The organism is Francisella uliginis (genome assembly GCF_001895265.1).
In the GTDB taxonomy this organism is placed as follows: Bacteria; Pseudomonadota; Gammaproteobacteria; order Francisellales; family Francisellaceae; genus Francisella; species Francisella uliginis.
This window is the reverse complement of record NZ_CP016796.1, coordinates 957,365-980,758: the sequence shown is the minus strand read 5'-3', so window position 1 is coordinate 980,758 and position 23,394 is coordinate 957,365. Positions and strand designations below refer to the sequence as shown.

The following is a 23,394-nucleotide window of genomic DNA, read 5'->3' as shown; positions in this document are numbered from 1 at the left end:
TTTAAATTAATATTAAGAATAAATATATTAAAGATTTTCCTCAGAAGAGGTATTGTCTGAATCGTCTTGATCATTTGCAATTGGAGCAATCACTTTTGCTTTTTCCTCTTTTGGCTTATAGCTATCTCCATAATCTCCTGGTTCACGTACATCACGTCTTGCCATTAGATCATCAACTTGCATTGCATCTATAGTTTCATATTTCATTAGGGCATCTGCCATTGCATGTAAAATATCAATATTTTCTTCTAGAAGCTTCTTAGCTTTTGCATAGCTAGCTTCTATAAGTTTACGTACTTCTGAGTCAACTTCTCTAATAGTTGAATCAGATATTTTAACAGATTTGCCTCCACTACCGCCAAATGGTCCATCATCTTCTACATCATACAAGATTGTACCCATTGAATCTGAAAGACCCCAACGAGTTACATAATTACGTGCTATATCAGTAGCTACCTGAATATCGTTAGATGCACCCGTAGTTACATAATCATAACCAAAAATTAGCTCTTCTGCTATTCTACCACCAAATATACTACATAAGCGACCATGAAGTACTAACCTACTTTGACTTACAGTATCACCCTCAGGCATATACATTGTCACACCTAGAGCTCTACCTCTTGGTATAATACTTACTTTGTAAACAGGATCATGTTCAGGCATTAATCGGCCAATGATAGCATGACCAGCTTCATGGTAAGCTGTAAGTTTCTTCTCTTTTTCAGTCATAGCCATAGTTCTTCTTTCAGAGCCCATCAAGATTTTATCTTTAGCTTGCTCAAAATCTGCCATTGTAACTTTTTCTTTAGATGCTCTTGCAGCAAATAATGCTGCTTCATTAACAAGGTTTGCTAACTCTGCACCTGAGAAGCCAGGAGTTCCTCTAGCTATCCAGTCAGCTCTAACATCTTCACCAAGAGCAACTTTTTTCATATGAACTTTTAGTATAGACTCGCGTCCTTTTACAGTTGGCAAGCTAACATTGACTTGTCTATCAAATCTACCAGGTCTTAATAATGCTTTATCTAAAACATCAGGTCTGTTTGTTGCAGCAATTACGATAACACCTTCATTATCAGCAAAACCATCCATCTCTACAAGCATCTGGTTAAGAGTCTGTTCTCTCTCATCATTGCCACCGCCCATACCAGAACCACGATGTCTTCCAACCGCATCGATCTCATCAATAAACACCAAACAAGGTGCTTTTTTCTTAGCTTGATCGAACATATCACGTACACGAGATGCCCCAACACCGACAAACATCTCAACAAAATCAGAACCTGAGATCGAGAAGAACGGTACCTTCGCTTCACCAGCAATAGCTCTCGCTAACAGTGTCTTACCAGTTCCTGGAGGACCAACCATTAATACACCTTTAGGGATCTTACCACCAATTTTTTCATATTTTTTTGGCTCACGTAAGAAATCAACGATCTCAGCAACTTCTTCTTTTGCCTCATCAACACCAGCAACATCTTCTAGAGTTACTTTTATCTCATCTTCCCCAAGTAATTTTGCTTTACTCTTACCAACTGAGAAAGGGCCACCTTTACTTCCACCACCAGCTTTTACCATCATATATATGAAAAAGCCGAATATAAGTAACATAGGCAACCAGTTTAGTAAAAATGCTAAAAATAAATTTGGCTTTTCTGGTGCTTTAGCTTTAATTGTTGCTTTACTATCTTCAAGCTTATTAACTAAGCCACCATCTAGAAGTGGTGCGTAAGTCACGAAGCTCTCACCTGAAGTAGTTTTACCTTTGATAGTTCTACCATCAACATCAACTGAACTTATTTGGTTATCTTTCAATTTTGATACAAAAGATGAATAATTTAAGTTATTAGATGATGAGTTTGTATCATTAATACCATTGAAAAGTAGCAACATTCCACCAATGATCAAAACCCAAAAAATAATATTTTTTATCATATTATTTTTATTATCATTATTTTGTGCCATATAATTATTTTTATCCTATTTTTCTTTGAATTTTTAAAACCTAATTTTTGACTAGTATACTATATTAAAAAAATTGCCCATTAGCTAGTCGTTTTATTAAATAATTGCATAATAGCCCTACCATATATAGTCAATCCGATTGTATTGTGTACTTTTATGCGGTCATCCTGAACTTGGTTCAGGATCTCTTCACTTTGGCTAGGAGATTCCGGATCAAGTCCGGAATGACAGGTTTTATTTTACATAAGTCATTCGGATTAACTATATGTAATTAAAGCTAAAATATCCTTGATATAATTGTAAACCTAAATTGCTTGCTACTCAACAGATTAGCAAATACAAAATGGTTACTCCAACAACTTAGATTAAATAATAAAGCACAACTTTTAGAGTAAAACCTTATAACAGAAGCTAAATTAGATCTTTTAGATACTTACCTGTATATGATTCCTTACATTCAACAATATTCTCAGGAGTTCCTTCAAATATAATCTGACCACCCTTATTACCACCTTCAGGACCTAAATCAATAATCCAGTCTGCCATTTTAATAACATCTAGATTATGCTCAATAATTACTACAGTGTTGCCTTTATCACGTAGATCCATGATTACTTTTAGAAGCTGGTGTATATCATAAAAGTGTAAACCTGTTGTAGGCTCATCAAGTATATATAAAGTTTTACCTGTAGAACGCTTAGAAAGCTCTTTGGCTAGTTTTACACGTTGAGCTTCTCCTCCAGATAATGTTGTAGCACTCTGACCTAATTTAATATATGATAAGCCGACATTTACTAAAGCTTGAAGCTTAGTTTTAATACTTGGAACGGCATCATAAAATTCAAGAGCATCTTCAACGGTCATCTCTAACACTTCGTAGATATTTTTACCTTTGTACTGTACTGATAATGTTTCACGGTTATAGCGCTTACCTTCACAAACATCACATGCAACATACACATCTGCTAAGAAATGCATCTCTACCTTAATAACTCCATCGCCTTGGCATGCTTCACATCTTCCACCTCGAACATTGAAGCTAAATCTACCTGCAGTATACCCTCGAGATCTTGATTCTGCTGTAGCTGCAAATAATTCTCGAATCGGTGTAAATACACCAGTATATGTTGCTGGATTTGAACGTGGGGTTCTGCCAATTGGTGATTGGTCAATATCAATAACCTTATCTAAGTGATTAAAGCCTTTATGTGATTGATATTCCATTGGAACTAAGGTACTTCTATTTAGCAACCTTGCTGCTAATGGGTATAATGTCCTATTTATAAGTGTTGACTTACCTGATCCAGAAACTCCTGTTACGCAAGTAAGAACTCCTATTGGAATTTTCAGATCATCACCTTGAAGATTATTGCCAGAAGCTCCTTTAACTTGTAAATATCTATTTTTACTTGCTTTTAAACGTTTTTGTGGCACTTCTATTTTTTTACGCCCACTTAGGTAATCTGCTGTAAGAGATTTTTTATTACTAACGATAGTTTTATAGCTTCCCGCAGCTACAACCTCACCACCATGAACACCTGCCATTGGACCCATATCAATTATATAGTCAGCCTGACGAATAGCATCTTCATCATGCTCTACTACAATCACAGTATTCCCAAGATTCTTAAGATTATGTAACGCATCGAGTAAACGTTGATTATCTCTTTGATGAAGTCCTATGGATGGCTCATCTAATATATACATTACCCCAACAAGACCTGCACCTATTTGACTGGCAAGACGGATACGCTGAGCTTCACCACCAGAGAGAGTATCTGCCTGTCTAGCAAGATTTAAATACTCTAAACCAACATTTTCTAGAAATTGCACTCTTAGTTTAATTTCTTTAAGTAAATTTTCTGCTATAACTTGCTGCTGGCCAACAAACTCTAAACCATCTAACCAACTTAATAAATCTTCTATCGATAAAGCACAAACATCTGCAATATTCTTATCTGCTATAAAAATATTACGCGCATATTCATTAACTCTAGCGCCATTGCATGATTTACACTTAAGGTTGCTCATTAACTCATAAAGATCTTTTTTTACTATATCTGAGTCAGACTCATAATATCTACGTTCAAAGTGTGGAACAACACCTTCAAAAGTCTTATTTCTAACTTGTCTACCACCTCTTATAGAGTCAACAGTCATCTTAATTGTCTCATTACCTGAACCATACAAAATTATATCTTGTATTTTTTTCGGTAACTTTTCAAAAGGCTCTTCTAAAGAGAAATCATAATGAGTAGCTATAGATTCTAGCTGTGAATAATAATATTGGTTTGCTTTATTCCATTTAACGATAGCACCTCTTTTCAATGATAAACTAGGATCTATAATAATTTTCTTCTCATCAAAAAACTCTTTGACCCCTAAACCATCACAACTGCTACATGCTCCTAGCGGACTATTAAATGAAAATATCCTTGGAGATAATTCTTTTAGAGCAAAATTACATAACGGACAAGCATGCTTTGATGAAAACAAAATATCCTGAACATTTTCATCACTCATATTTACCAGTCTAACAATACCTTCGCCTAGATCTAAAGCTGTTTCTATTGATTCTGCAATTCGCTGTTGATTATCTTTTTTAGGTTTGAATCTATCAACTACAACATCAATGTTATGTTTCTTATAACGATCCAACTCTGGATGATCTTCATCAAGGTTATAAAATTCATCATTAATTCGTACTCTAATATAACCTTGAGCTAATATCTTATCTAATAATGTATGATGGGTACCTTTTTTCTCTGAAACTACTGGTGCTAATATCATTAATCTAGAATTATCATCAAACTCTAAAATTTTATCAACCATTTGGCTTATGGTTTGAGCCTTTAATTCTATCTGGTGCGTTGGACATCTAGGTGTACCAGCTCGAGCAAAAAAAACTCTCAAATAATCATAAATTTCAGTAACCGTTCCAACTGTTGATCGTGGATTATGAGAAGTTGTCTTTTGATCAATTGAAATAGCGGGAGAAAGTCCTTCAATATGCTCAACTTCTGGCTTATCCATCATTGATAAAAATTGTCTTGCATATGACGATAAAGACTCGACATATCTTCTTTGACCTTCTGCATATAAAGTATCAAAAGCCAAGGATGATTTACCAGAACCACTAAGCCCTGTAATAACAGTTAGCTTATCTCTTGGTATTTCAACATCGATATTTTTTAGATTATGGGTTTTTGCACCCTTAATGATAATTTTTTTCATAGAAAATTTTATAAGAAACCACCAATTATACTAAATATAAGTATTTAAGAATAAAAATAAATTTAATTCTAGCTACTTAACTTAATAGTTTTCAAAGACTTTATTTTAATATTTAAATTCGTAAAAAGCACATTAATTATAAGCAACCTAAGATAAAAGTTCTTATATATATTCTACTTCTACTATTTCGTAAGTTACTTTACCTTTTGGTGTATCTAAAACAACTTCATCACCTTCTTCTTTCTTTATTAAAGCACGAGCAAGAGGTGCTGCTACAGATATTTTATGATTATCTATATTTGCTTCATCTTCACCAACAATTTTATAAGTTGTTTCTTCTTCCGTATCCACGTTCATAACTGTAACAGTTGAACCAAAAATAACCATGCCATTAGCAGAAATTTTTGTCACATCAATAACTTGAGCATTAGATAGCTTTGATTCGATATCTTTAATTCTACCCTCTATAATACCCTGTTTCTCTCTTGCAGCATGATACTCAGCATTTTCTTTTAAATCACCATGATCACGTGCTTCAGCAATAGCTTCAATAATATTAGGTCTTTCAACTTTTTTAAGTTGATCTAACTCTGCTCTTAAAGCCTGCTCTCCTACTGGAGTCATAGGTATTCTACCATTAGTCATTATTGTATTCTCCTTTAATCAGTAAACAAAAAGCTATTCACAAGTATACAGTCCGCCACCTTCTTTAGTTTGACTATCTGTATAAACAACTCTACCTACTAAGTTAATAATTAGAGCTGCTTGATACTTGTTTGATTTATCACAATATGTAATATTTCCATTTCCTGTTGCCATAAATCCATTCGGACTTATTTTCACATAACTTGGACTACCTGATAAGTTTAAAAAAAGATGTCCCCTATGTCCTTGAGGCAAATTTGCTATTATCTTATCGTTAGTTGCATTATAAATTTCTGTACCATCTTCACTTTCAAATGCAATTATAGGTTCATCATTCCATGATGTTGAGTTAGCACAACTAAAACTATTCTCATCTAACTTACCACTTGAATCAAAGCTATCCGGTGTTGCAGCACATACAATAACAGTTTTACTATCAGTACGCGCTTTTATAACAGCAAATTCAACCATTTTTTGTAAGTTTGTAAGGCGTGTCTCAGCAAATGTTTTATAGTAAAAAGTAAAGGAGCTAATAGCAGCCATCATAAGTATTGTCATAATAGCAATAACTACCATAACCTCAACTAATGAAAAACCTTTCTTTTTACTAATACTCATTATCTAACTTTTCACCTTTGCTATTAACTGCTTAGTTGACTCATCTAAGTGCTTATACTCATCAGATGAACCATCATCCATAGCTTTTAAAATATTTTTTCCCAACTTCTTACCAAGCTCAACACCCCATTGATCATAGCTATTAATGTCCCATAAAACGCCTTGAACAAATATTTTATGTTCATACAACGCTATCAACTCTCCTAAAGAGTATGGGCATAGCTCTTCCAATAAAATAGTAGTGCTTGGTCTATTACCTGGTATTACTTTATGAGGAGCTAATTTCTTAGCTTCAGACTCACTTAACCCAGAATTTAAGAGCTCATTATAAACCATCTCATACGATTGTCCAGACATTAGTGCTTGAGACTGTGCAAAACAGTTAGCAAGTAAGGCTTGTTGATGATTTTGGTAATTATGATGACTGTTTGCAATAGCGACAAAATCTACTGGAATAAAAACATTACCTTGATGTAGTAATTGATGAAAAGCATGTTGTCCATTTGTACCAACACCACCCCACAGAACTACTCCTGTTTGATAGTCAACAGTTTGTCCAAGTAAATCTACAGATTTACCATTGCTTTCCATATCAGCCTGCTGAAGATAGTCTACAAAGTAACATAATCTTTCATCATAAGGTAATAACGCCTGAGATTGACTATTATAAGCACATGAGTAATAACTACCTAACAATCCCATTATAACTGGAATATTTTTACTAAAATCAACTTCTTTAAAATGCTTATCAACTGAATACGCTCCAGCTAGTAATTCCTCAAAATTATCATAGCCTATAGCAAAAGCTATCGACATTCCTATAGATGACCATAGCGAATAGCGGCCACCAACCCAGTCCCACATTTTATAACAATGTTCTAGGTCTATACCAAATTCTTCAACCTTATCTAATTTACTTGATATAGCAACAAAATGATTAGCCACAGCTTTAGAATCTTCATAGTGATCAAGTAACCATTCTCTAGCTGACATAGAATTTAAAAGAGTTTCCTCAGTAGAGAAGGATTTTGAAGCTACTATAAATAAAGTAGTCTCAGGATCAACAACATGCAGGGCCTGTAATAAAGAATCAGCATCCACATTTGAGACAAAATGCACATTAAGACCTGTACAATGATAAGGCTGTAAGGCTCTAACCACCATCTTGGGCCCTAAATCAGAACCGCCAATACCAATATTTACAACATCTGTAATCTTCTTACCAGAGAAACCTTTCCAACTTCCAGATGTAACTTTTTCAACAAGCTCTTTTACTCGCTGTTTTTCTTGTTTGACTTCTTGGCGAATATCTTGACCATCGACAATCAAAGGAGAGTCTGAAAAATCACGTAATGCAGTATGTAGTACAGCTCTATTTTCGGTAGAGTTAATTTTTTCACCTACAAACATCTGTGAAATTTTTTCTTTGAGTTTTGAGTTTTCAGCAGACTTTAATAAATCTGTCAAAATCGAATCATTAATAAGATTCTTTGAAAAATCAAAATATATACCATCATGAGTCAACGATAGCTTATTAACTCGATCATTATCTTTTTCAAATTCTTTTTTTAAATTAACGTCTTGTTGCTTTAGCTGCTTCTTAGCATCATTACAAAATAGCATTTAATCTATCCTTATATTTTGCATGCGATATAAACAATAAAATATCCCCAGAAGTATATGAGATTTCGACTCTATCTTCTGTAGCATAATTTCTTGCGCCTGTAGTTGTATCTATACTTAAGCTTTCTCCGCTTAAAGGATACCTTAAACCATTATAATATATATCTTCTGCAGATCCAAAAGGCATCACTGAAAACATCTTGCCTATAACACCTGTTATAGAGAAGTTCTTTGGTATAAAAAAATATCTAGAATATCTATCAACAAACTCTATATTAATTTTTCTCATATAACTTTTAGCTATGGAGATATTACATAAAAAATGATCCATCTCGCCTTCAGAAGCTCCAAATACAAATACTTTTGAAGCTCCTTGAGAACTTATATAGTTAAGGGATTTTTCAAAATCAGTAGAATATTGATCTTTATCAACTAAAAATAATTCACTGTTTATCTTCTCAAATGAATCAAAGTCGCCAATTACTTTTTTAATTTTCGAGTTTAATTGATTAGATTTATTTATTTTTCCATATGCACCATCAGCACAATAAATTGGTAAATTATTAAGATTACTTTTTATATATTGTTCACAAAATTCTAGATCAACTTTACCATTAAGAAAAAGTATAGCTTGAGACATAAAACTCTCACCTTTCAATTAGTAACTAAAACATCTAACTAACTACACATAATAATGTCATATTAAATACCGAATTAAATTCAGGATCACAGAACATAACTACTCTTATGCATATTAGAAATATAGCCATAGTTATTTTATTCTTACAAGAGTTTACACTACTAGGTCGTTGTAATACAGTTTAGATGTAAGTTTTTATATGGTTATGGTTTTTTGAAAACTTTTGATTTTGTAAAAAATACCCCAACTATAACAGTTATAACAATTTAATTATCAATTATGTATATTTTTCATTTATAAAGTAAAAAGATTAAGCTACAAAGTATTAAGATTAGATTTAATTTAAAGTTTATAAAACATAAATTAATTGCTATTCCTAGAAATTTAAAATAAGCGGAAAAGCTTTTATAACAAGAAAAATATCTAATTGTCTTAAATATAATACAAAGCTAATATATAATCTAAGTAATATATTTTATTAGAAACTATGATTAATGTCTGAACAAGATAATATACCTGAAACTCCTAAAGAAGAAACTAAGTCACTAGTATCAAAAAAGAAAAAAATTATTAGGATTCTAATTGGGGTAGCAGTCGTAGGTGTTTGCGCTATAGGGGTTAATAGCTATATGGACTATAGTCATCAAGCATTTTTACAACAGCACTCAAAAGCTATTGCTGATATTAACAATAAAAACGTAAAGGGCTATGAAGCAGCTTTTGAAATACTAAAAGATCTGGCAGATGACGATGAGGCGACTGCCTCGGATTATTATTATCTTGGATATTTATATCAATATGGTTTTGGAACACAGAAAAATTATTCATATGCTTATAAATATTATAAAAAAGCTAATACTGCTCAAGCTTTTTATCAAATAGCTATATTATACAAATATGGCCAAGGCGTAAATAAAGATAATAAAAAAGCTCTAGAGTATTTCAAAAAAGCATATAAAGCAGGTAATAAAAAAGCTATTGCTGGTTTAGCAGTTTTTCTCGAAGCTAATCCTAATCTAATATCAACAACTGATCCAGAGCTTATATACCAAATATATTTAGAGTATAAATCTAATAAAATAACTGAAAAGAAACCTGGTGATAAAGATAAATACCTTTCAATTGCGGCATCTAGAGGTTATGAACCTGCGATTATAGAACAAGCAAGAATCTTTGAGAAAAACAAGAATTATCACAGAGCATTAATGCTTTGGCAAACTCTGCTTTATAGCTCTAACCCAAAAGTAGCAGACCTTGCTGAAAAAGAAATTGCTAAATCTGAAACTTTGGTAAGAAAACAACGCCAAAAAGAATTAGAGGAACAAACAGCTAAACAAGAGAAAATGCAAAAAAAACCTCTAGATCAAGATAAAAATAAAGATGAGAATAAGGATAAAAAGTTACAAGAAAAAATTAAAATTAATAGAAAAATTGGCCTAACTATACCTAAGCGGGAGCTTAAGAACTTAGATGGGTTAGTATATATTAATCTTTTTAATACTGATAGAGAGAAGCTACAAAACTTTTATAGAAATATATCTGGTATAGAAATTGAGAAAGACTGGATAATAAACTCAAAAGATAGCAACTCTAGTTATATTAACAACCTAATCGATCTTTCAAATTTTAAGCATAATAAATCATCATTGAGATTTGACTTTGGTGACAACAATAATACCAACAAATATGAAGGTCTAATATATTATTTCTATAATAATGAAAATGAATTTATTCAAAATATAGTTAATAATATAATTCAAAATAAACCTAAGCAATCATCTCTAACTCCAAAAACAAATGATGACAGGCTATCCGCAGATGAGTCTTCAGACAAAGATATTAAAGAAAACTCAAAAGCAAAACAAGAAGATATTCTGAATCAGATGAAAAAAGCAGAGGCTTTAAAACAACAGCAACAAAATCAGCAGCAGTCACGTACAGATCAGAATAAACAACAGAAGAAAGAGGCACAACAGCTAACATATAAAGAAAAAATTCAAAGAATGCAGGTTTTTGCTCAAAAGGGAGACTACAAAGAGTTATATAAACTTGAACATGCCGCTAGCAATGGTGATGTTTATGCAATCTACTATACTGGAATTTATTACTATAATCTTAAAGATTATAAAAAAGCCATGGGATATTTTGAAGAAGCTGCTAGTAAGAATTATGGTCCTGCATATTATGAGTTAGGCAACATGTACTACGATGAGCAAGAAAATGGCATATCTTATGACAAGCAAAAAGCAAAGATGTATTATAAAAAAGCTGCTAATTTAGGTGTTAAAAATGCTGAGCATATTTTAATGCTTATGGATTAATTTTTATTTACTCGTAAACTCCATGTTTCCAATGCTTACGACATACTGAAACATATTTAGTATCTGTCTCTTTTAAGGAGTCATCATCAACAACTATAGGATCACCCTCTTTTATAGCTTGGCCATTTTGCACCATCATATTAAAACTGGCTTTCTTACCACAGTGACAAATTGTTTTAACCTCTTCTAGTGTATCAGCTATAGCTAATAATAAAGCTGCTGTCTCAAAAGGTTGGCCTAGATAATTAGTCCGTAAACCATAACAAATTACCGGAATATTTAGATCATCAACAACTTCTGCTAGCTGCCAGACTTGATCAGGCTTAAAGAAATGTATCTCATCGATTAACACACAATCTACAGACTCTTGCTGATTATACTTTTGTACAAAGTTATAGATATTATCTTGATCTGTTAGAGAGTAAGCATCTTGATCAATACCTATACGTGATTTGACTTTATTTAACCCTGCTCTTTTATCCACTGCAGAAGTTAAAATTAGTGATTTTCTGCCACGATCTTCATAGTTATAAGCAACCTTTAAAAGATCTAAGGTCTTACCTGCATCCATTGATGAATATCTAAAATATAATTTTGCCACAATTATTCCCTTATTTACTGCCAGCTACCATACATTGGATTTGGCATAATAAAATATTTAGAACCAAACTTCTTAAATGCTTTGGAATCAGCTTTTTGCATACTTTGTTGCTTCATATTAGGAAAATCTTGAATATTATCACCAAAATAAGCTATAACTTTATGAGCTGGTAATTTATTAGTAAATATTAAATTTTTATTATACTCTCCTGTTTGCACAGCCTTAAATCTTGGATTTTTATTAAACTGCTCTTTACCATCATTTTTATTTGAAAAAAGAACTTGGTCAAAATAAATATGTTGCTGTTTTAAGTTTTTAACAGTAGCATCAAATTCTTTTTTATCATTACCACCTCTATTAGTAACAAAACTTACATAACCACCTAATTTATGTATTAAATGAGTAAATTTTGCAGCCCCAGGAGTAGCTACAGCATTTCCTTTTTTAAGCATATCTTCATTAAATCGATAGTTCTTATAGTTACCATATTCATTTGCAGAGTTATCTAATACAGTTTCATCGATATCTAGTATAACGCCCCATGAGTCTTTCTTAAGTTTATCTTTTTTAACTTCATGCTTTATTTTTTGACTCGCAACATTATAAGCTTGATGATATAGAGCTTTTTTCTCAGCTGAAACATGATACCACTTAACACCATCAACATTAGGATTACAACCAACTGCAAATACAGAACTTGAAGCTCCTGCAACTAAAAATAATGCTAAATTTACTTTTTTCAATATCATAATTTCTCCTAAATCTAAACTTTTCTAATAATATTAATACCATGACGGATTGGTAAAACTAATGTCTCTAAATCATTTCTTTGATTTACATACTTATTAAACTCATCAAGAGCTTTAGCGCGCTTATCCTGAGGATCTAAAACTTCTGCTCGCCATAAAATATCATCTACTATGATTATACCGTTATCGGATATTTTATTTATCAAAATATCAAAGTAGCTTTGTGTTTGTTTTTTATCAGCATCAATAAATGCTATATCTATATTATCAGGTAGATTTGGCAATATATCTATTGCGTTTCCCTCAAGATATTTTATATTTGGATATTTTGAAATAAATTCTTTTGCAACTCTTTCACCTGATTGATTAGACCTATCAATAGTATACACCTCAATATTCGCTGAAATCTCAGCCATAGCTATAGCTGACATTCCTGTAAATGTACCAACATCGACACAGACTTTAGCTTTATTTGCAAATACAAAGAACTGAAGTAATTTAGTAACTATTTTTTCAGATAGCATTTGAGCGCCATGAACTTGTTCTTTTGTTTGTAAACTTAATTGATTAAGGTCTGTAGACAGATCACTAGTATGATCAAGACAATATTGCCAAATATCATCCTGAGTAAATTGATTTTGCTTCATCATGAAGATACTTTTTATAAAAAACTTTTAGTATTTTGCATTAATGCAAATAATTAGTCTAGCCTCAAAAAGTGCTTTTATTTTATTTTTATGATAGAATTTGTGCGCATTTTACTATAATAACTCTCTCGTATCAAAACGAGAAATATAACTAAAAAATTAAAGGTTTTAATAAATGAAAGAACAAAAAAAGGTTTTTATAAAAACTTTAGGCTGTCAAATGAATGAGTATGACTCGGCTAGAATGCATGAGGTTCTAGATGAAAACTTTCATACCGTAAAGACAGATGATTATAAAGATGCTGATATCATTCTAATCAATACATGTTCTATTAGAGAAAAGGCTCAAGAGAAAGTATTTCATGAGCTAGGAAGATGGAAAAATCTTAAAAAAACTAAAGAAGACCTAGTTATAGGTGTTGGTGGTTGTGTTGCATCTCAAGAAGGTGAAAATATCATTAAAAGAGCCCCATTTGTTGATTTAGTTTTTGGTCCACAGACTATTCATAGACTTCCAGAAATGATCAAACAGAAAAAACAAACTCAACAATCTCAAGTTGATATATCATTCCCAGAGGTTGAGAAATTTGACTATTTGCCTGAACCAAAGGCTGAAGGTGCTAAAGCATTTGTTTCTATCATGGAAGGATGTGATAAATATTGTTCATACTGCGTAGTTCCTTATACTAGAGGACCTGAAGTAAACAGACCTTTTGAAGATGTGTTAGCTGAGTGTGCTATATTAGCAGAGCAAGGTGTTAAAGAAATCACTCTATTAGGACAAAACGTAAATCATTACTTAGGTCCAATGGAAAACGGTCAAATAGCTGATCTTGCATTATTGATACATTTTATTGCTGAGATAGATGGTGTTGAGAGAATTAGATTTACAACATCTCACCCTGTTGAGTTTTCACAAAACCTAATTGATGCTTATGGTAGTGTTCCAGAATTGGCAAACCACCTACATCTACCAGTACAGCATGGTTCTGATAGAATTCTTACAAATATGAAGAGAAACCATACTATCCTAGAATTCAAACAGAAGATCAGAAAGTTAAGAGCTATTCGTCCAGATATTACAATTTCATCTGACTTTATCGTTGGTTTCCCTGGTGAGACAGAAGAAGACTTTCAAAAGCTTCTTGATCTAGTAAAAGATGTCAACTTTGACCAATCATTTAGCTTTATCTATAGTAAGCGTCCAGGTACTCCAGCTTCTGATCTACCTGATGATACTCCTATGGAAGTAAAAAAAGATAGACTAAAAAGATTGCAAGACTTACTAAATAGCAATTCTCAGATAATCTCTAGACAAATGGTTGGTACAAAACAACGTATTCTTGTTGAAGGTACATCTAAGAAAGATGATGATGTTTTAGCTGGTAGAACTGAAAATAATAGAATTGTTAACTTTAAAGGCGATAAATCTTTGATTGGTCAGTTTACTACGGTTACAATAACAGAAAGCCTACCAAATTCTCTAAGAGGAGAGCTTGTTTAATCTATGAATAGAACTCAATTTGTTTTAGAACCATATAATTATGATTCCATGATGCAACTTTGTGGTAATCTTGATGAGAATATTCGTGCTATCGAAAATTATTTTAACGTTGAAATAAAACATCGTGCTGATGAGTTTGAAATATCAAGTGATTCAAGTGCTAATAATACTCAGGCAAAGAGATTTATCAAATCTTGCTACGCTGAGATCTTAGCAGGAAATACAGAATTAGATTTAGAGCAAATTACAACTATTCTAAATGCAACAGCAAAAGAAAAAACCCCTCAAGCAAAATCTAAAAAGAAGATTGAAGAAGCCGAAGTACAGCTTAGAAGCAAAAAGCTTAAAGCTCGTACACACAATCAAGCAATATACCTTGATAATATCAAAAATAATTTTGTAACTTTTGGTGTTGGACCAGCTGGTACTGGTAAAACATATATGGCTATAGCTTGTGCGGTATCGGCTTATGAGAAAGGTGAAGTTCGAAGAATTGTACTTGTGCGCCCTGCTGTTGAAGCTGGTGAAAAACTTGGATTTTTACCTGGCGATCTTACACAAAAGATTGATCCATATTTACGCCCTATGTATGATGCTCTTTTTGACTTCATGGGTGTTGAAAAAGTTACAAAACTAATCGAGAAGCAAGCTATAGAGATTGCTCCATTAGCATATATGCGTGGTAGAACAATTAATGACTCTTTTATCGTACTTGATGAAAGTCAAAACACTACAAAAGAGCAAATGAAGATGTTTCTAACAAGGATTGGTTTTAATACTACAGCTGTTATAACTGGTGATATTACTCAAGTTGATTTACCTAAAAATGTAACTTCTGGTTTAAGACATGCTTTATCGATTCTTGATAATATTGATGGTGTTGCTATTAGCTATCTAAAATCAGTAGATATTGTGCGCCATCAAATAGTTCAAAAAATTGTTAATGCTTATGATAAGTATGAGAATAAGGATTAAATAAAATACTTTTTTAAATAACATTACATTGCAATAATTCCCAATAATATAGGTAATAATGAATCTATACTAACCATCTGTTCCACCAGCCCAAGCTGCTGACCTATAAGGGGAAAATATTAGTCTGGTTCCTGTTAAACGTAGTTTACATTCTACGAACTTCTCACAAAAGGCAACTAATATAAATCACTAAGAAATAAGATACGAGTATAAATAATGTTAAATCAAATATTTGATTAGGTAATCCTGATATTTTTACTCCAATAAATGATAAGTCACTACTTACATTGAGCTTAAAAAACTTGAATATATAACTAAAATCATATAAAGATAGTACATCATTCCGTCAGGCTTGACCACGGAATCTAGCAAATAGCTATTTGATCAAGTACTACTTTTAAACATAATGGACTATAGTTGCTATAAAGCTAAAAGTTTAGTTCTAATTTTATTATCTTTTTCATTATATGGCATTCAAAAAGAACTCCGAGAATAGTTTCTACTTCTTTTAAATTATCTTCTTTAGTACCTGTCATATCTATATCCTATTAATATTTCATATAGATTCTAACACTTTGTTAATATAGTTGAGATTAGATTATTTTAAATGACTATATTTATTACTTAAAAGTAAAACATTAATATTTTTGATGTTATTTGAATTAAATAAATTAAAAATTGCTTAAGAAAGATAGTTGTTCTTATATACCATAAAGACTTTTCATCTCATAAATTCTTTCTTGCTGCTTCTCGGCTTTCTCTTGTTGTTCTATTTTGACTACTTCACCTAAATGATTATACATTTTGTTTTTATTTACCTTCTCTAAGATAAAACAAACTAATGCAGGTGAAAGACTTAAAAACATTAAAAATATTCCTTTACTATCAAACTTATATGCATACTCATAATAAGTATATTGACCAAAGTACGAATATATCTTAGCTGTAAATGAATTATAATCTTGCTCATAAACAGCATTATGTCCAATTAAAACTATCAATGAATTTAATAGAAATAATGAGAACACAATCAAAAATAACATTCGTAACATCTTACAAACCACAAAGTATAGTTTATATTTCTTAGCTGCTTTTCTATAGTTGTTTATATTTTCTAACATTGTTAAACCATAATTTTTACTATCTGGTAATTTCATTATAAATTAATTTTTCTTAATTTAAATATAATCTTTAAATAATTCCAATTAAAATAAGATATCAAGTATTCTTTATTTTTCAAAAATTTAACTTAAAGATATACATAATTATTAGTAAATTAGTACTTATTAGCTTAACTATTAAAGCACCTCAAAACCTATAATCCGACTATTACTTTCTATCTATATTAATATGTCAATCTATAGGATATTATTATTGTTTATGATATTCTAAGCATCAAAGTATTTTTGTTTATCTAAAAAATAATATAAAGTACAAAAATTATAAGTATAACGAGACTATTAAGAATGGATAATTTAAGTTTAAATATCATCAATGATGATGAACACCCCATAGTGGGTAAAAATTTATTAATCAAATGCTTCGAACTTGTTGCAGACAAACATAATATTACCCAAGCTGAAGTAAATGTAAATATTGTCTCAAATGATGAAATCCAACACATAAACAAGCAATTCCGCAACAAAGACAAGCCAACAAACATTATATCTTTTGAATTTGATAAACCAGAAGGTTTGCCAGATGATATAGTAGATGATTTCTTAGGTGATATTGTCATTGCTCCCAAAGTGCTAGAACAAGAGGCAAAAGAGCAAAACAAAACTTTAGAGAATCATTGGCAACATATATTTATACATGGCTTACTGCATCTGTTAGGGTATGATCACCTAGATGAGCAAGAAGCCGAAGAAATGGAAAACTTAGAAGTAGAGTTGCTAGCTAAACTAGGAATCAATAATCCATATTTCATACAAGAGAATTAATTAATGTCAGATAACAACCCTTTCATAAAAAAAATTACATCAAGTATTTTTAATATTAAGAGTGAAGATGCTCTTATAGATGCTATCAATAGAGCTGCCGATAATGAAGTAATTGATAAAACATCTCAAAACATGCTTATTGGAGCAATGGAAATATCATCTTTAGATGTTGGTGATATTATGATCTCTCATACTAAAATAGTTGCTGTAGATATGGCTATGTCTGTTAAAGAGATTCTAACAAAAACCATAAACTCTAGTCATACACGTTTACCTGTATATTGTGAAGATAAATCTGAAGTCCTAGGAATACTACATTCAAAAGATTTATTAAAACTAATATTTGAAAAAGAGATTGAGTCAAATACAGATGATGAGTTAAAAGCTAAAGATATTAAAAATATCCTTCGCCCTGCTATTTTTATACCAGAAACAAAAAAGCTAAACTCTATGTTAAAAGATTTTAAAAATAGTCAAAATCATATAGCAATCGTAGTTGATGAGTATGGAGCTATCTCAGGCTTAATAACAATAGAAGATGTTTTAGAAGAAATCGTTGGTGATATCGAAGATGAGTTTGATACAACAAGTGAGAATATTGTAAAAATAGCTAATAATAAATTTATAATTGATGCTACAACTTCGATAGAAGATTTCAATGAGTATTTTCATACCTCAATAGATGATGATAATGACTATGACACTATAGCTGGGATGATTATTCAAACTCTAGAATGCTTACCTCAAAAAGGCGATAGTATTATTTCTGATGATTTGAAATTCACAATTCAAGAAGCTGATAATCGTAAAATTATTAAAGTTTTAATAGAAAAATTAAAGAATGATGAAGAACAGTTTATTTAAAGCAATAATCACAATTTTAAGTGGGGCTCTGCTAACTTTAGCTTTTGCCCCCTTTCGTATAGATATATTAGCAATACTATCTCTAGTAATTTTTTTCCATATATTAAATAAATCTAAGAGAATTCGTAGTGCTTTTTTCACTTCAGTTTTATTTGGGCTAGGATTCTTCGGGACTAGTATATCTTGGGTTTACATCAGTATTCATCTATTTACTCAATCAGTAGCTGCAGGTTCAGCTGCAGCTATTGCTCTAGTTATTTTATTGAGCTTTTTACATATTATTCCTTTTGGAACTTTTAGCTATATACTCACTAGAAAAGCAAATAATCTAGCTAAAATCTTAATATATCCAGCACTGTGGACTCTTTTTGAAATAGTTAAAGCAAATTTGTTATGGGGAGGATTTCCTTGGGTCTCACTAGGTTACTCTCAAACAGAATCTCCTTTAATATGGTTTGCTAATATTGGTGGAGTATATCTAGTTAGCTATATTGTTGCTTTTATTGCTTGTTTGATAGCTTTCTATATATGTAACAAAAGTAGTGATATTAAAAAGATTATTTCTTGTGTAGGTATTATCTGTGCTTTATATATCTGTGGGTTTATTATTGAGCATAATCAACCTCCTGTAAAAACACATCAGTCTCAGAAAGTTAATTTAGTCCAAGGTGACTTCATTCAAGGATTTAAGTGGGATCAAGATAACTTCGTAAAAATGGAAAAATATTATGAGAATGTTGCAAAAGAACATAAAAATGCTTTAATAATATTCTCAGAAAATGCTATCCCAAGCTACAGACAATATTTAAGCCCTTATTTTACTAAACTTGCCAAAATAGCAAATAAAAATAATAGTGCTTTACTAATTGGCTCATTGAGTATAGAAAAATCGAAAAACTCTTCTAAAATATATAATAGCTCTATTATAATTGGTAAAGGTAATGGAGTTTATAATAAACACCATCTTGTTCCTTTTGGTGAGTATTTCCCAATTAAGTTTTTCGGCTATGTTGATAGTGCTGGTCTTAGCAATTTTAATGCTGGGCAAGAAATTCAACCGATAATGAATGCTTTTGGATATCCTTTAGCTAATTTTATATGCTATGAAGTAGGTTATCCTGAACAAGTGAGAGATCAACTGCAAGGAGCAAAACTAATATCTGTAATTAGTGATGATTCATGGTTTGGCGATTCTATAGCCCGTGAACAGCAACTACAAATATCTCAAGTAAGAGCTATTGAAAACTCTAAATTTGTTTTAACGACAACGAGTAATGGTATAACATCAGTTATAAACTCAAAAGGAAAAATAGAAAAAGAACTACCTAAAGATACTCGTGATACACTTGAGCAAACTATATACCTTAATGATTATCAAACAATTTGGATGATTACTGGAATGACGGGGCTTTGGTTAATAATTATAATGAGTTTAATAGTCGGGTTGATTATAAAAGAAAAATACAAACAAGTATAAATTCAAGGATAGTAGAACATGAGTTTACAGAAAGCTAATACTGATAAAAACACCTATCTAACAATTTTTGGCACTCTTAATATGTTGTTCATAGTAGCAATTATAATGGCAGATCTCTTAACATATAAGCTAGTGGATTTCATCGGCTTCACAGCAACGCTTGGTATTATAATCTATCCACTAAGCTACACTGTGAGTGATATTATTACAGAGTGCTTTGGCAAATCAATCGCTATTCGCGTAATGATTGTTGGCTTAATAATAGAGGTTTTGCTTGATTATTTTCTAACAATTGCAAGCCATATACCAAATGTATTAAACCCTGATTATGCAGATGCTTTTTTGAAAAGTATGGGAGGTATGGGGACTATTGCTACAGGATCATTAGTTGCTGCATTATTTGGCTATTTTACAAATATTCTTATAATGAGTGGTTTAAAGAAGCGAAACATTATTAAGTCTTTTTTTAAAAGATCAGTTATTTCTTCAATATGCGGAGAAACCATATTCATATGTGTTGGATATACTATTTGGTTTTATGGAACAGGCTTATCTATGAAAACAATATTTGGACTAATGATGGTATCACTTGTTTCTAAAGTTATTTTTTCTCTAATGTATAGCTTTTTAGGCAAATATATAGTTACTCATATAAACAATCTAATTAAAAAATAAGATTCATTATTTTTTATTCACCGCAGCATTTGTCAGATATACGCCCAAAAAGACTACCCCCCCAAATATTAATGCTAATGTTGAAATAGTTTCCCCATACAATATAAACCCTATAATAATAACTAAAAATGGTAACATATTTTGAAACACTGCTGTTCTATATACCCCAAGCTCTTCAAGTGAGTTCAAGAACCATACATAAGCGATAACTGTACCAAAGATAGCTATATATAGCATACATGCCCAAAATTTAAAATCCGTATGCGCAATCTCAGAAAAATCTGATTTAAATAATGATACTCCAAAGAACATTATCATACCAATAATAGCACCATAAGTATTTATAGTGATCATATGAACCTCTTCTTGGACACAAAATTTACCGAAAATTGCATACGCCGCAAAACAGATTACCGCTAAAACACTTAGCACTTCACCAAAATTAATATGAATACCATTCAAACATTCTGAAGCACCATTAGAAAATAAAACAACCCCAATAGTTCCCAGTAAAGCAACTAAAATACCGACTTTTGCTTGTTGACTAACTTTAATCTTAAAGATAAAGCTTGATAGGATTGTCACAAGACAGGGAGTGAAGGCATAAATAATTGCTACGATATTTCCTGAAATTAATTTCTCAGCCCATAGGAAAGTTACATTATATAAGAACACTCCAAATAGACCCACAGCTAAAACATATAACCATTGTTTGATATTTAATTTTGGAAAAATAGTTTTTGTATAATGATAATGAATAGCTATCAGTATTGCTGAGGCAAAAAAGTAACGAACAAATCCTACCATATAGATATCGGTATACTTTAGCGGGATAGGAGCTATCTGATAAACACTAGCCCAGAATGTTACAGCCAAAAAGATCTTTAAATACGCTACTAGCGGAGAATTATGTTTGACACTCACTACGGTTATTATCTCTTATTATCTATTGTTTTTAAGATAATCTACTATACTTGGATCCAAAAGTGTAGATGTGTCGCCTAAATTATCAAAATCATTTGCAGCTATTTTTCTTAATATTCTTCTCATAATCTTACCAGAACGAGTTTTTGGAAGCTCTGGTGTAAATTGAATAATCTCAGGTGTAGCAACAGGTCCAATTTCTTGACGAACATATTTAACCAAAGATTTCCTTATTTCATCAAGTACTTCAGGATTGTTATCTTTTCCTTCTTTAAGGATACAATAAACATATATAGCTTCACCTTTAATATCATGAGGCATGCCAACAACAGTACTTTCTGCAACCGATGGATGTGTATTTAAAGCTGCTTCGATTTCTGCCGTCGCCATCCTATGACCGGAGACATTGATTACATCATCCATACGCCCTTCTATCCAAATATAACCATCCTTATCTCTTCTAGCAGCATCCCCTGAAAAATAATGTCCTTTAAAACTAGAAAAATAAGTCTGTAAATATCTATCATGATCACCAAAAATAGTTCTTGCCATTCCTGGAGTAGCTCTTTTTATACATAAAGCACCTTTACCTTCTCCATGAATTTCATTACCATCTGTATCAAATAAAGCAACCTCAACACCAAAAAAAGGTTTTGAAGCAGATCCGGGTTTTAATTTGTGTGCTCCCGGCAAGGGTGTAATCATATGCCCACCAGTCTCAGTTTGCCACCAAGTATCCATCAAAGGAGCTTGATTATTACCCGCCTTTTCTACAAACCAGTGCCAAGCTTCTGGATTTATTGGCTCACCTACTGATCCTAATATGCGTAGAGACTTCCTAGTTGTACTTTCAAGATAATCATCTCCAACCTTCAATAAAGATCTAACTAATGTTGGTGCTGTATATAAAATACTAACATTATGTTGATCTACTTCTTGCCATAATCTTGAAGCATCTGGATATGTCGGTACACCTTCAAATATAACTGAAGTAGCTCCATTAGCAAGAGGTCCATAAACTACATATGTATGACCAGTTATCCAACCAATATCTGCAGTACACCAATATACATCATGATCTTTATGATCAAATACTAACTTATGAGTCATACTAGCATAAACTAAATACCCTCCTGAAGTATGCACCAAACCTTTAGGGGCTCCTGTTGAACCTGAAGTATATAACATAAATAAAGGAGTTTCTGCATTAAAAGATTTTGGCTGATGCTCATTTGAAACCTTTTTTAATTCCTCTGAATAACAAATATCAACATTTTTATTCCATGATATATTATCTGTTTCTGTATTACGCACTACTAAGACTTTTCTAACAAAATCAATATCAGACATGATTTTGTCAACACTAGCTTTCATAGGAATTCTTTTACCAGATCTAACAGCTTCATCAACTGTAATTATAAAATCACTTTTAGCATTTATAATACGCTGTTTTAGAGATTCAGCAGAAAATCCACCAAAAACAACAGAATGTGTTGCACCAATACGTGCACATGCTAACATTGCATATATTGATTCTGGCACTAATGGCATATATATAGTTACAACATCACCTTGCTTCACGCCATTATTTTCAAGAATATTAGCCATCTCACAGACTCTATGATAAAGCTCTCTGTATGTTATTTTCTTTGATTTTCTTGGGTTATCAGCTTGCCATATAAATGCAACTTGATTAGCTCTTTCTGGTAAGTGCCTATCTACACAATTATAGCAAACATTCAACTCACCATCTTCAAACCATTTGATATCAACAGGTTCAAAACTACTATTACATGCTTTCGTAAAAGGCTTATGCCAATGGATACGATTTGCCTGTTTAGACCAGAATTCTTCTGGATTATTTAATGACTCTTTATAAAGCTTTTCATATAATTCGTTATTAACATGAGAGCTGTCTATAAATTCTTGAGATACTTGAAACTTTGAATATGACATTACTAACTATTAAATAAACTTAATCTTAAG

The 23,394-nt window shown here is 31.7% G+C and carries 19 protein-coding genes; 7 read left to right on the top strand and 12 right to left on the bottom strand.

The window, feature by feature from the left end; translation table 11 throughout:
• Window positions 1-27: 27 nt before the first annotated feature.
• The 6 genes from ftsH to F7310_RS04665 all read right to left on the bottom strand — a co-directional run bounded on the left by ftsH (window position 28) and on the right by F7310_RS04665 (window position 8,728).
• Window positions 28-1,968 carry an ATP-dependent zinc metalloprotease FtsH gene (gene ftsH, locus F7310_RS04690; RefSeq protein WP_072712154.1) on the bottom strand — a complete coding sequence of 647 codons (1,941 nt, stop codon included), beginning with the start codon at window positions 1,966-1,968 and terminating at the stop codon, window positions 28-30.
• 411 nt (window positions 1,969-2,379) lie between these two features.
• Window positions 2,380-5,202, bottom strand: a complete 2,823-nt coding sequence (gene uvrA / locus F7310_RS04685) for an excinuclease ABC subunit UvrA (RefSeq protein ID WP_072712152.1) — start codon at window positions 5,200-5,202, stop codon at window positions 2,380-2,382.
• Between the two features lie 162 nt (window positions 5,203-5,364).
• Window positions 5,365-5,847, bottom strand: a complete 483-nt coding sequence (gene greA, locus F7310_RS04680) for a transcription elongation factor GreA (RefSeq protein ID WP_072712150.1) — start codon at window positions 5,845-5,847, stop codon at window positions 5,365-5,367.
• Window positions 5,848-5,880: 33 nt separating this feature from the next.
• The gene (locus tag F7310_RS04675; RefSeq protein ID WP_072712149.1) at window positions 5,881-6,465 is read right to left on the bottom strand and encodes a pilus assembly FimT family protein; all 585 of its coding nucleotides are present in this window, start codon (window positions 6,463-6,465) and stop codon (window positions 5,881-5,883) included.
• A gap of 3 nt (window positions 6,466-6,468) precedes the next feature.
• On the bottom strand, window positions 6,469-8,088 hold the full coding sequence (gene pgi / locus F7310_RS04670; RefSeq protein ID WP_072712147.1) for a glucose-6-phosphate isomerase: 1,620 nt from the start codon (window positions 8,086-8,088) through the stop codon (window positions 6,469-6,471).
• Window positions 8,075-8,728 (bottom strand): thiamine diphosphokinase, encoded by a 654-nt coding sequence (locus tag F7310_RS04665; protein ID WP_072712146.1) that lies wholly within the window; start codon window positions 8,726-8,728, stop codon window positions 8,075-8,077. The genes pgi and F7310_RS04665 overlap by 14 nt, the downstream gene beginning before the upstream one ends.
• 494 nt (window positions 8,729-9,222) lie before the next feature.
• On the opposite strand from F7310_RS04665, the gene F7310_RS04660 reads away from it, so the two are divergent.
• Window positions 9,223-11,049 carry a tetratricopeptide repeat protein gene (locus tag F7310_RS04660; protein WP_072712144.1) on the top strand — a complete coding sequence of 609 codons (1,827 nt, stop codon included), beginning with the start codon at window positions 9,223-9,225 and terminating at the stop codon, window positions 11,047-11,049.
• 7 nt (window positions 11,050-11,056) lie between these two features.
• Here the strand turns inward: F7310_RS04660 and F7310_RS04655 are convergent, their stop codons facing one another.
• From F7310_RS04655 to F7310_RS04645, 3 genes are read right to left on the bottom strand one after another with little or no spacing between them, the layout of a single operon-like run.
• Window positions 11,057-11,650, bottom strand: a complete 594-nt coding sequence (locus F7310_RS04655) for a thymidine kinase (RefSeq protein ID WP_072712142.1) — start codon at window positions 11,648-11,650, stop codon at window positions 11,057-11,059.
• 14 nt (window positions 11,651-11,664) lie between these two features.
• Complete coding sequence (locus F7310_RS04650) at window positions 11,665-12,399, bottom strand: HAD family acid phosphatase (protein WP_145951730.1); 735 nt, start codon at window positions 12,397-12,399, stop codon at window positions 11,665-11,667.
• Between the two features lie 14 nt (window positions 12,400-12,413).
• Window positions 12,414-13,046 (bottom strand): O-methyltransferase, encoded by a 633-nt coding sequence (locus F7310_RS04645; protein ID WP_072712141.1) that lies wholly within the window; start codon window positions 13,044-13,046, stop codon window positions 12,414-12,416.
• A 175-nt stretch (window positions 13,047-13,221) separates the two neighbouring features.
• On the opposite strand from F7310_RS04645, the gene miaB reads away from it, so the two are divergent.
• Both miaB and F7310_RS04635 read left to right on the top strand, forming a co-directional pair.
• On the top strand, window positions 13,222-14,550 hold the full coding sequence (miaB, locus tag F7310_RS04640) for a tRNA (N6-isopentenyl adenosine(37)-C2)-methylthiotransferase MiaB (RefSeq protein WP_072712139.1): 1,329 nt from the start codon (window positions 13,222-13,224) through the stop codon (window positions 14,548-14,550).
• A 3-nt stretch (window positions 14,551-14,553) separates the two neighbouring features.
• A complete protein-coding gene (locus tag F7310_RS04635; protein ID WP_072712137.1) occupies window positions 14,554-15,525 on the top strand; it encodes a PhoH family protein in 972 nt (323 codons plus the stop codon).
• Window positions 15,526-16,226: 701 nt separating this feature from the next.
• On the opposite strand, the gene F7310_RS04630 is transcribed toward F7310_RS04635, so the two are convergent.
• Entirely contained in the window at window positions 16,227-16,682 is a 456-nt protein-coding gene (locus tag F7310_RS04630) for a hypothetical protein (protein ID WP_072712136.1), read from the bottom strand.
• Between the two features lie 309 nt (window positions 16,683-16,991).
• On the opposite strand from F7310_RS04630, the gene ybeY reads away from it, so the two are divergent.
• The 4 genes from ybeY to F7310_RS04610 are packed head-to-tail and all read left to right on the top strand — an operon-like array spanning window position 16,992 to window position 20,484.
• Entirely contained in the window at window positions 16,992-17,468 is a 477-nt protein-coding gene (gene ybeY, locus F7310_RS04625; RefSeq protein ID WP_072712134.1) for an rRNA maturation RNase YbeY, read from the top strand.
• A 3-nt stretch (window positions 17,469-17,471) separates the two neighbouring features.
• Window positions 17,472-18,332, top strand: coding sequence for an HlyC/CorC family transporter (locus F7310_RS04620; RefSeq protein ID WP_072712133.1), 861 nt, complete (start codon window positions 17,472-17,474; stop codon window positions 18,330-18,332).
• Entirely contained in the window at window positions 18,313-19,809 is a 1,497-nt protein-coding gene (lnt, locus tag F7310_RS04615; RefSeq protein ID WP_072712131.1) for an apolipoprotein N-acyltransferase, read from the top strand. Before F7310_RS04620 ends, lnt begins: the two co-directional genes overlap by 20 nt.
• A gap of 18 nt (window positions 19,810-19,827) precedes the next feature.
• On the top strand, window positions 19,828-20,484 hold the full coding sequence (locus F7310_RS04610; RefSeq protein WP_072712129.1) for a queuosine precursor transporter: 657 nt from the start codon (window positions 19,828-19,830) through the stop codon (window positions 20,482-20,484).
• 6 nt (window positions 20,485-20,490) lie between these two features.
• Here F7310_RS04610 and F7310_RS04605 read toward each other — a convergent pair whose 3' ends face one another.
• Window positions 20,491-21,408 (bottom strand): DMT family transporter, encoded by a 918-nt coding sequence (locus F7310_RS04605; RefSeq protein ID WP_072712128.1) that lies wholly within the window; start codon window positions 21,406-21,408, stop codon window positions 20,491-20,493.
• A gap of 18 nt (window positions 21,409-21,426) precedes the next feature.
• Entirely contained in the window at window positions 21,427-23,364 is a 1,938-nt protein-coding gene (gene acs / locus F7310_RS04600; protein ID WP_072712126.1) for an acetate--CoA ligase, read from the bottom strand.
• Between the last annotated feature and the right edge of the window lie 30 nt (window positions 23,365-23,394).